Genomic DNA, 9,482 nt, shown 5'->3' on the forward strand with positions numbered 1-9,482 from the left:
CGTTCGCCGCGACGTTCGCGAGCATCGACGCCCCCATGGGCGGCATGCGCGACTCGGGCACCGGCCGGCGCCAGGGCGCCGAGGGCATCCGGCGCTTCACCGAGACCCAGGCCGTGGCCACCCAGCGGCTGGTCCGGTTCGGCCCGCACTACGGCATGTCCGACGAGACCTACGCCAAGGTCATGAACGCGAACCTGCGACTGATGAAGAAGGTGGGACGAGCATGAGCTTCGACTACGACGTCCTCGTCGTCGGCTCCGGCTTCGGCGGGTCCGTCACGGCGCTGCGGCTCACCGAGAAGGGCTACAAGGTCGGCGTGATCGAGGCGGGGGCCCGCTTCGACGACCACGACTTCCCCGAGACCTCCTTCGAGGTGTCGAGGTACCTCTTCCGCCCCGAGGTCGGCTGCTACGGCATCCAGCGCATCGACGCTCTCAGGGACTGCCTGATCGTCTCGGGCGCCGGTGTCGGCGGCGGGTCGCTGGTCTACGCCAACACGCTCTACGAGCCGCTGCCCGCGTTCTACGCCGACGCCCAGTGGAGCCACATCACCGACTGGAAGTCCGAGCTCGCGCCCTACTACGACCAGGCCAAGCGGATGCTCGGCGTGGTCGAGAACCCACTCCGCACGCCCTCGGACGACGTCATGGAGAAGGTCGCCACCGAGATGGGCGTGGGCCACACCTTCCACCCGACCCCGGTCGGCGTGTTCTTCGGCGGACCGGGCGCGGGCATGGGCCAGACCGTCGACGACCCGTTCTTCGGGGGCGTCGGGCCCGACCGGCGTACGTGCATCGGCTGCGGCTCGTGCATGACCGGGTGCCGTCACAACGCCAAGAACACCCTGATGAAGAACTACCTCTACCTCGCCGAGCGCAACGGCGCGAAGGTGATGCCGCTGACCACGGTCACCCGGGTCCGGCCGCGCGACGGTGGCGGGTACGACGTCCACATCCGCTACACCAAGGCCAAGGTCAGCCGGCCCTCGGTGCGGCGGGTGCTGACCGCCGAGCAGGTCGTCTTCGCCGCGTCGGCGCTCGGCACCCAGCGGCTGCTGCACCGGATGAAGGACGAGGGGCACCTGCCCCGGCTCTCCGACCGGCTCGGCTACCTCTCGCGCACCAACTCCGAGTCGATCGGCGGCGTGGTCGCTCCGGACCTCTCGGTCGACTACAGCCAGGGCGTCTCGATCACCAGCAGCTTCCACCCCGACCCCAACACCCACATCGAGCCGGTCCGCTACGGCCCGGGCAGCAACCTGATGTCGCTGCTCCAGTCGGTGCTCACCGACGGCGACGGGGACGAGCCGCGATGGCGCACCTGGCTGCGCGAGATGTGGCGCCAGCGCTCGCGGGTCAGGGACCTCTACGACATGAAGCACTGGTCGGAGCGCACGATCATCGCGCTGGTGATGCAGAGCCTCGACAACTCGATCACGCTCTACACCAAGCGCATCCCCGGCACCCGCAAGCGCTACGTGACCTCCAAGCAGGGTCACGGCGTGCCGAACCCGACCTGGATCCCGGCCGGCAACGAGGCGATCCGGATCATGGCCAGGCTCACCGGGGGCTTCCCGGGCAGCGCCGTGGGTGACGCCTTCAACAAGCCGCTGACCGCCCACTTCCTCGGCGGCTGTGCGATCGGCGACTCCCCGGAGACCGGGGTCGTCGACCCCTATCAGCGCGTCTACGGCCACCCCGGTCTGCACATCGCCGACGGGTCGGCGATCTCGGCCAACCTGGGCGTCAACCCGTCGCTGACGATCACCGCCCAGGCTGAGCGCGCGATGTCGTTTTGGCCCAACAAGGGGGAGGCCGACCCGCGCCCGCCGCTGGGTGCGGACTACCGCCGGATCGAGCCGGTCGCCCCGGCCGCGCCGGTGGTGCCCGACGACGCCCCGGGTGCCCTCCGGCTCCCGATCGTGGGGGTCAGCTAGCCAGAGGGGTGAACCGGACGGAGTCGGGAGAAATTACCTGAGAAACTCCCGTGACCCGGGTCGTGACCCGTCGTTGAGCCAGCGGACCCGGTAATAACGCTCCCTCCCACCGCCGGGTCCCATGTCCAGGCTCTGTCCAGCAGAAGCGTGGACGGTCAGGGCCCGGCCATCCCTCCCTCCCCGGCCGGGCCCTGATGCGTTCCTGGGGTCGGCGTTTTCCCACGCACCTGACGTATCTGTCGTGGATCGGGCGTCCGAGCGACAGATACGTCGGGTGCGTGCGAGACCTCCGGCAGGTGCGTGAGCGGCCCTGTGGAGAAGCTCCGCACCGGACCAGCCGCTCGGGGCAGGGTCGGCCGCATGTCGCACCTGATCACCCGCCCGGGCGTCGTCGTCCCGGTGCATCTCGACCCCACCGGCCGGTCCGGGCCGACCCCGGGACAGGCTCGCGGTCCGAGCTGGCGTCGGGTGGGCAGCGGCCTGTACGTCCCGGCCGACGGCGACCCGGATCAGCTCGACCAGCGGATCGTCGAGGCGGTCCTCGGGACGCCCGGCCTCACCGCAGCGACCGGTTGGGCGGCGCTCGCGTGGCAGGGCGCGCGCTGGTTCAGCGGGCGGAGCGCCGGCGGGCTGCAGAGCGCCGTACGGAGCCAGGTACCGCGCCGCGCCGCTGGACCCTCGAGCAGCCGGAGTGGTGGGTCGACACTTCCTCGGTGGCCGCTCGCCGAGGCCTCGGGAACGGCGACCGGGCGGTCTGGCTCGGCTACCGCGCCTCCTGACCCGCACGCACCAGACGCAGATGCTCCTCATCCGGCCGGAGGACGACAGTTCTGTCAGGTGCGTGCGTCCCCACGGCGATCGATAGGCTGACCCTATGAACCCGGCGGCGGAGCACGATCTGGTCCTGGTGGTCGACTTCGGGGCGCAGTACGCCCAGCTGATCGCCCGGCGGGTGCGCGAGGCGCGCGTCTACTCCGAGATCGTGCCCCACACGATGCCGGTCGAGGAGATCCTGGCCCGGCAGCCGAAGGCGATCATCCTCTCCGGCGGCCCGTCCTCGGTCTACGAGCCCGGCGCCCCGACGCTTGACCCGTCGATCTTCGAGGCCGGCACCCCGGTGTTCGGCATGTGCTACGGCTTCCAGCTCATGGCCCAGGGCCTGGGTGGCGAGGTCGCCCACACCGGCGCCCGCGAGTACGGGCGCACGGCGGTCACGGTCGCCCGGCCGGGCACGCTGCTGGCCGAGATCCCCGAGCAGCACACCGTCTGGATGTCCCACGGCGACTCCGTCGCCGCAGCCCCGGCCGGCTTCGACGTCCTCGCCTCCACGGCCAGCACGCCGGTGGCGGCGTTCGAGAACGTGGACCGCGGCCTGGCCGGCGTCCAGTGGCACCCCGAGGTGCTGCACACCGAGCACGGCCAGAAGGTGCTCGAGCACTTCCTCGTCCACATCGCGCACTGTCGCCAGACCTGGACGATGGTCAACATCGTCGAGGAGCAGATCGAGGCGATCCGCGCCCAGATCGGCGACCGCGGCCAGGCGATCTGCGGGCTCTCCGGCGGCGTCGACTCCGCGGTCGCCGCTGCGATCGTGCAGCGCGCGATCGGCGACCGGCTCACCTGTGTGTACGTCGACCACGGCCTGATGCGCCAGGGCGAGACCGAGCAGGTCGAGCGCGACTTCGTGGCCGCCACCGGTGTCGACCTCAAGGTCGTCGACGCCGAGAAGCAGTTCCTCGACGCGCTCGCCGGGGTCACCGACCCCGAGGAGAAGCGCAAGATCATCGGCCGGGAGTTCATCCGGGTCTTCGAGGCCGCCGAGGCCGAGATCCTGGGCGACGCGGTCACCGGCGACGGGGCCGAGAAGGTCGCCTTCCTCGTCCAGGGCACGCTCTACCCCGACGTCGTCGAGTCCGGCGGGGGAGCGGGTACCTCCAACATCAAGTCCCACCACAACGTCGGCGGCCTGCCCGACGACCTGGAGTTCGAGCTCGTCGAGCCGCTGCGCACCCTGTTCAAGGACGAGGTCCGGCTGGTCGGCGAGCAGCTCGGCCTGCCGGCCGAGATCGTGTGGCGGCACCCCTTCCCCGGCCCCGGTCTCGGCATCCGCATCATCGGCGAGGTCACCCGCGAGCGCCTCGACATCCTGCGCGAGGCCGACGCGATCGCTCGCGAGGAGCTCACCCGCGCGGGCCTGGACCGTGACATCTGGCAGTTCCCGGTCGTGCTGCTCGCCGACGTACGCTCCGTCGGCGTGCAGGGTGACCACCGCACCTACGGCCACCCGGTCGTCCTGCGCCCGGTGACCTCCGAGGACGCGATGACCGCCGACTGGGCCCGGCTCCCGTACGACGTCCTCGAGCGGATCTCCACGCGCATCACCAACGAGGTGCGCGAGGTCAACCGGGTCACCGTCGACATCACCTCCAAGCCCCCGGGCACCATCGAGTGGGAGTGAGCGCGGGCCGAGTGACGAAGGTCATCCCCACGACCTGTTTCGGAACCGGAGACAACGCTCGGGTGAACCGCTAGAGTTTTCAACGAACCGCCGGGGACCCGAGACCCCGGCGGTTCTTCCATTTCCGAGTGGGTACCGCCCTGCCATGTCGATCAACACGCGCAGGATGAAGGCCACGCCCGAGCAGGTGTGGGACGTGCTGGCCGACGGCTGGCTCTACCCGCTGTGGGTGGTGGGCGCCTCCCGGATGCGGGAGGTCGACGACAGCTGGCCGGCCGTCGGGGCCAAGCTGCACCACTCGGTCGGCACCTGGCCGATGCTGCTCGACGACACCACCGAGGTGCTGGAGTCGACCCCCGGGTCGACGCTCGTCCTGCACGCCCGCGCCTGGCCCACCGGCGCCGCCCGGGTCGTCGTGCGTCTGGACGCGGTCGGCACCGAGACCGACGTGAGCATCGAGGAGGACGCGGTCAGCGGCCCGGCGCTGCTGATGCCCAAGCCGCTGCGCGACGTCCAGCTGAAGTGGCGCAACGTCGAGGCGCTGCGGCGGCTCGCCTACATCGCCGAACGGCGCAGCGCCGGACGCACCCCGTAGGATCCGAGGCGCCGACCCACCATCGGAGCCTCAACCCTGGAGCGGCCCGATCACGTCGCGGGCGAACGACTCCAGGCCGTCGATCTTCTGCTCGAGGGTGGCGTCCAGGCCGTGGTAGTAGGCCCACGGCATCGTCCAGCAGTCGGTGATCCCGCCGGCCTCGGCGCGCGCGAAGTGCTCGGGCAGGAAGGCGTCGCTCAGCGCGGTGATCACCGAGAACTCGCCCTCGGCGCCAACCTCCCGGCGTACCTCGGCGAGGCGACCGGCCAGGGTGATCGCCTCGTCGGTCGGGTAGATGTCGCCGACCCAGCCGTCGTGCCGCGCTGCCCGCCGGAAGGCGATCTCCGAGAGGCCGCCGATCAGCACCGGGATGCGCTCGGTGGGCGTCGGCTCCATCGTGAGCCGCGGCGCGGTGTAGAACTCGGTCCACCCCGGGGTCCAGAGCTGCTCCATCAGGGCGAGCGCCTCGTCGGTGCGCCGTCCTCGCGTCGAGAAGTCCTGGCCGAGCAGCTCGAACTCCTCGCGGCACCAGCCGATGCCGACGCCCAGGCTGACCCGGTTGCCCGAGAGCACCGCCGCGGTCCCGACGCTCTTGGCCACCTGGTACGGGCTCCGGATGGCGGGCACGTAGACGGAGGTGAAGAACCGCAGCCGGGTGGTGACCGCTGCCAGGGCGCCGATCAGCACCCAGGGGTCGGGCCAGGCGGTGCCGGAGTCCCAGCGACGCGCCCCGTCGGCCGTGTAGGGGTACGGCGTGGCCAGCTCCTCGAGGTCGACCACGTGGTCGGGCACGGCCATCGAGTGGTAGCCGAGCTCGTCGGCGGCCCGGGCGAGGGGCAGCAGGTGGTCGACGGGCTGGAACGCCATGCTGATCGAGAAGCGCACGGGAGCACACTAGAACGTGTTCTCGTTGTTCGCCGCCGATCCCCGCAGGAGGGGGACCTGGCGGCCGAGACCCGCACGACACGCCGGTGTGCTGCGGCGTGTCGTGCGGGTCTCACCGGCCGGCCGGGGAAACCCGCACCGGCGCGACGTCGCTACTTGAAGATGCTGTAGCCGCCGGGACCGACGGCGAAGCCGACGATGATCAGCACGATGCCCCACAGCATCTGGCCCTTGAACAACTGGACGATGCCGGCGATCACGAGGATCACCGCCAGGATCCACAGCAAGAACACCATGAATGTTTCCTCCCTCTGATTGACCCCCATGTGTGACCAGAGGTCATTACCCGATCGGGTGGAGGTTCACTCGTCGGGGACGTCCTCCACGATGTGCATGGCGGCCTCCTCGGCCGACGCTGCGGCGCCGTCGATGCCGACGTCGGTGCCGACCAGGTCCTTCTCGGTGTCCTCGCCGAGCCCCTCGTCGAGGTCGACGAGCCGCCCGGCGCGCCGGGTGCCGACCTCGCCGTCGTCGAGGACGTCCTCGTCCCCGGTGTCGGCGTAGGGGTCGGTGTCGGGGATCTCCTGGCGGAGCCGCTGGTCGATGTTCTCGCGGTGCTCCTCCTCCCAGGGCGTGTTGCCGTAGCCCTGGCCGGCGGAGTAGTGCTCGGGCGGCGAGTAGCCGCGGTCGAGCTCGTCGTCGACGTCGCCGTCGCCGAGGTCCTCGATGTTGCTCGGCTGGTCCTCGTCGTCGACGCTGTAGTCGCCGTAGATCTCCGACTCGCCCTCGCTGTGACTGCTCACGGGATCCTCCTTCGTCACCTCCACGCTAGCCCACCGCTAAACCGGTCTGATTGCCCCTTGCGTGGGTCTCGGGCAACCGGAACGGTAAAGCCATGGATGCATCGCTGGAGACCCTCGACCGCTGGTGGCGCGCCGCCAACTACCTCTCCGTCGGCCAGATCTACCTGATGGACAACCCGCTGCTGCGCGAGCCGCTCGTGGCCGACCACGTCAAGCCGCGGCTGCTGGGTCACTGGGGCACGACCCCGGGCCTCAACTTCATCTACGCGCACCTCAACCGCACGATCATGGCCCGCCGCCAGCGGATGATCTTCATCACCGGTCCCGGCCACGGCGGGCCGGGACTGGTGGCGTCGTCCTACCTCGAGGGCACCTACTCCGAGGTCTACCCCGACGTGTCGCAGGACGCGGCCGGCATGCAGCGGCTGTTCAAGCAGTTCTCCTTCCCCGGCGGGATCCCCAGCCACGTCGCCCCCGAGACCCCCGGCTCGATCCACGAGGGCGGTGAGCTGGGCTACGCGCTCTCGCACGCGTACGGCGCCGCGTTCGACAACCCCGACCTCGTGGTGGCGGCCGTGGTCGGCGACGGGGAGGCCGAGACCGGTCCGCTCGCGACCAGCTGGCACTCCACGAAGTTCGTCGACCCGCGCCGCGACGGCGCGGTGCTGCCGATCCTGCACCTCAACGGCTACAAGATCGCCAACCCCACGGTCCTGGCCCGCATCCCGGAGGAGGAGCTGCTCGCGCTGCTGCGCGGCTACGGACACAATCCGTACGTCGTCTCCGGCTCCGACCCTGAGCAGATGCACGCGGAGTTCTCCGAGACCCTGGACCGCTGCCTCGACGAGATCGCCGAGATCCAGGCCGAGGCGCGGGAGTCGTCCGGGACGGCTCCGCGCCGTGCGTGGCCGATGATCATCCTGCGCTCGCCGAAGGGCTGGACCGGCCCCAAGGAGGTCGACGGCAAGCGGGTGGAGGGCTTCTGGCGCTCCCACCAGGTGCCGTTCGCGAACGCTCGCAGTGACGACGCGCACCGCGAGGTGCTCGAGGAGTGGATGCGCAGCTACCGCCCCGAGGAGCTCTTCGACGAGGAGGGCGCACCGGCCGACGACATCCGCACCCTGCACCCCAAGGGCGACATGCGGATGAGCGCCTCGCCGCACGCCAACGGCGGCCTGCTGCTCAAGCCGCTGCGGATGCCCGACTTCCGCGACTACGCGGTCGAGGTCGAGGCGCCGGGCACCGGTGCCGTGGAGGCGACCCGGGTGATGGGTGGCTTCCTGCGCGACGTCATGGCCCAGAACATGCAGAACTTCCGACTGTTCGCCCCGGACGAGAACTCCTCCAACCGGCTCCAGGACGTCATGGAGGTGACCAACCGGACCTGGAACGCCGAGATCCTCGACTACGACGACCACCTGGCCCCCGACGGGCGGATCATGGAGATCCTCTCCGAGCACACCTGCCAGGGCTGGCTCGAGGGTTACCTGCTGACGGGTCGTCACGGGCTCTTCTCCTGCTACGAGGCGTTCATCCACCTGGTGGACTCGATGTTCAACCAGCACGCCAAGTGGATGGAGTCGACCAACCGGATCGAGTGGCGGCGTCCGGTCGCCTCGCTCAACTACCTGCTCACCTCGCACGTGTGGCGTCAGGACCACAACGGCTTCTCCCACCAGGACCCGGGCTTCATCGACCACGTGGTCAACAAGAAGGCCAACGTGGTCCGCGTCTACCTGCCGCCGGACGCCAACACGCTGCTGTCGGTGACCGACCACTGCCTGCGCAGCAAGCAATACGTCAACGTCGTGGTCGCCGGCAAGCAGCCGGCGCTGCAGTACCTCGGCATGGACGAGGCGATCGTCCACTGCACCAAGGGGGCCGGCATCTGGGAGTGGGCGTCCAACGACACCGACGAGGGCCCCGACGTGGTCATGGCCTGCGCCGGCGACGTCCCGACGATGGAGGCGCTGGCCGCCGTCGCGCTGCTGCGCGAGCACCTGCCCGACCTGCGCATCCGGTTCGTCAACGTGGTCGACCTGATGCGTCTGCAGCCCGCGAGCGAGCACCCGCACGGGTTCTCCGACGCCGACTTCGACGCGCTGTTCACCACCGACAAACCGGTCATCTTCGCCTACCACGGCTACCCCTGGCTGATCCACCGGCTGACCTACAAGCGCACCAACCACGCGAACATCCACGTGCGCGGCTACAAGGAGGAGGGCACCACGACGACGCCGTTCGACATGACGGTGCTCAACCACATGGACCGCTACAACCTGGCGATCGACGTGATCGACCGGTTGCCTCGGTTGCGGGCGACCTCGGGCGCCGCGCGTGAGGAGTTCAAGAACGCGCTGATCCGCCACAAGCAGTACATCCGCACCTACGGCGAGGACCTCCCCGAGGTGCGCGAGTGGAGCTGGGAGGGGTCCTTCGGGCCTCGCCGCGTCACCGAGGACCCGGAGCTCAACGCCCCGGAGGCCTGAGCCTCAGGCCGGTCGTCGGGCGTACGTCGTGGTGCGCTCGACGACCGGCCGGCCGATGCCCGCGCCGATCTCCTCGAGCTCGGCGACCGTCTTGGCCGAGCCGTGCTCGGAGCCGGCCATCCGCGAGATCGTCTCCTCCATCAACGTGCCGCCGACGTCGTTCGCACCCGCCTGCAGCATCGCGCGCGTGCCCTCGACACCGAGCTTGACCCACGAGGTCTGGATGTTGCGGATCCGGCCGTGCAGCAGGATCCGCGCCAGCGCGTGCACCGCGAGGTTGTCGCGCAGCGTCGGGCCGGGCCGGGCGACGCCGGCG

7 protein-coding genes and 2 pseudogenes are annotated in these 9,482 nt (G+C 70.2%); 5 read left to right on the forward strand and 4 right to left on the reverse strand.

The genetic code is table 11. From position 1 onward, the window contains the following. The 4 genes and pseudogenes from gabD2 to Q0L15_RS06410 form a co-directional block, all read left to right on the forward strand. Window positions 1–227 (forward strand): annotated as a pseudogene (gene gabD2 / locus Q0L15_RS06395) (succinic semialdehyde dehydrogenase); the annotation flags it as partial. Beyond that, on the forward strand, window positions 224–1,936 hold the full coding sequence (locus tag Q0L15_RS06400; protein ID WP_296603066.1) for a GMC family oxidoreductase: 1,713 nt from the start codon (window positions 224–226) through the stop codon (window positions 1,934–1,936). The pseudogene gabD2 and the gene Q0L15_RS06400, both read left to right, overlap by 4 nt. An 874-nt stretch (window positions 1,937–2,810) precedes the next feature. Beyond that, window positions 2,811–4,394 carry a glutamine-hydrolyzing GMP synthase gene (guaA, locus tag Q0L15_RS06405; RefSeq protein ID WP_296603068.1) on the forward strand — a complete coding sequence of 528 codons (1,584 nt, stop codon included), beginning with the start codon at window positions 2,811–2,813 and terminating at the stop codon, window positions 4,392–4,394. 145 nt (window positions 4,395–4,539) lie between these two features. Continuing rightward, window positions 4,540–4,989 carry an SRPBCC family protein gene (locus Q0L15_RS06410; protein WP_296603069.1) on the forward strand — a complete coding sequence of 150 codons (450 nt, stop codon included), beginning with the start codon at window positions 4,540–4,542 and terminating at the stop codon, window positions 4,987–4,989. A 30-nt stretch (window positions 4,990–5,019) separates the two neighbouring features. Here Q0L15_RS06410 and Q0L15_RS06415 read toward each other — a convergent pair whose 3' ends face one another. From Q0L15_RS06415 to Q0L15_RS06425, 3 genes are all read right to left on the reverse strand, one after another. After that, a complete protein-coding gene (locus Q0L15_RS06415) occupies window positions 5,020–5,874 on the reverse strand; it encodes a TIGR03619 family F420-dependent LLM class oxidoreductase (protein ID WP_296603071.1) in 855 nt (284 codons plus the stop codon). Window positions 5,875–6,026: 152 nt separating this feature from the next. Beyond that, a complete protein-coding gene (locus Q0L15_RS06420; protein ID WP_296603073.1) occupies window positions 6,027–6,170 on the reverse strand; it encodes a GPGG-motif small membrane protein in 144 nt (47 codons plus the stop codon). A 66-nt stretch (window positions 6,171–6,236) separates the two neighbouring features. Next, window positions 6,237–6,677: a DUF5709 domain-containing protein gene (locus tag Q0L15_RS06425; protein ID WP_296603074.1), complete on the reverse strand. Its 441-nt coding sequence runs from the start codon at window positions 6,675–6,677 to the stop codon at window positions 6,237–6,239. A 92-nt stretch (window positions 6,678–6,769) separates the two neighbouring features. Between Q0L15_RS06425 and Q0L15_RS06430 the strand changes: the two genes are divergently transcribed. Next, the gene (locus tag Q0L15_RS06430; protein WP_296603076.1) at window positions 6,770–9,166 is read left to right on the forward strand and encodes a phosphoketolase; all 2,397 of its coding nucleotides are present in this window, start codon (window positions 6,770–6,772) and stop codon (window positions 9,164–9,166) included. Between the two features lie 3 nt (window positions 9,167–9,169). On the opposite strand, the pseudogene fbiC reads toward Q0L15_RS06430, so the two are convergent. Next, a pseudogene (gene fbiC / locus Q0L15_RS06435) lies at window positions 9,170–9,482 on the reverse strand (7,8-didemethyl-8-hydroxy-5-deazariboflavin synthase); the annotation flags it as partial.

The organism is Nocardioides sp. (genome assembly GCF_024509035.1).
Lineage (GTDB): Bacteria > Actinomycetota > Actinomycetes > Propionibacteriales > Nocardioidaceae > Nocardioides.

Excerpts from the sequence above, each read along its gene's own strand:
- guaA (WP_296603068.1), top strand. The coding sequence starts at position 2,811 with ATGAACCCGGCGGCGGAGCACGATCTGGTCCTGGTGGTCGACTTCGGG.
- Q0L15_RS06400 (WP_296603066.1), top strand. The coding sequence starts at position 224 with ATGAGCTTCGACTACGACGTCCTCGTCGTCGGCTCCGGCTTCGGCGGG.
- Q0L15_RS06410 (WP_296603069.1), top strand. The coding sequence starts at position 4,540 with ATGTCGATCAACACGCGCAGGATGAAGGCCACGCCCGAGCAGGTGTGG.
- Q0L15_RS06420 (WP_296603073.1), bottom strand. The coding sequence starts at position 6,170 with ATGGTGTTCTTGCTGTGGATCCTGGCGGTGATCCTCGTGATCGCCGGC.
- Q0L15_RS06430 (WP_296603076.1), top strand. The coding sequence starts at position 6,770 with ATGGATGCATCGCTGGAGACCCTCGACCGCTGGTGGCGCGCCGCCAAC.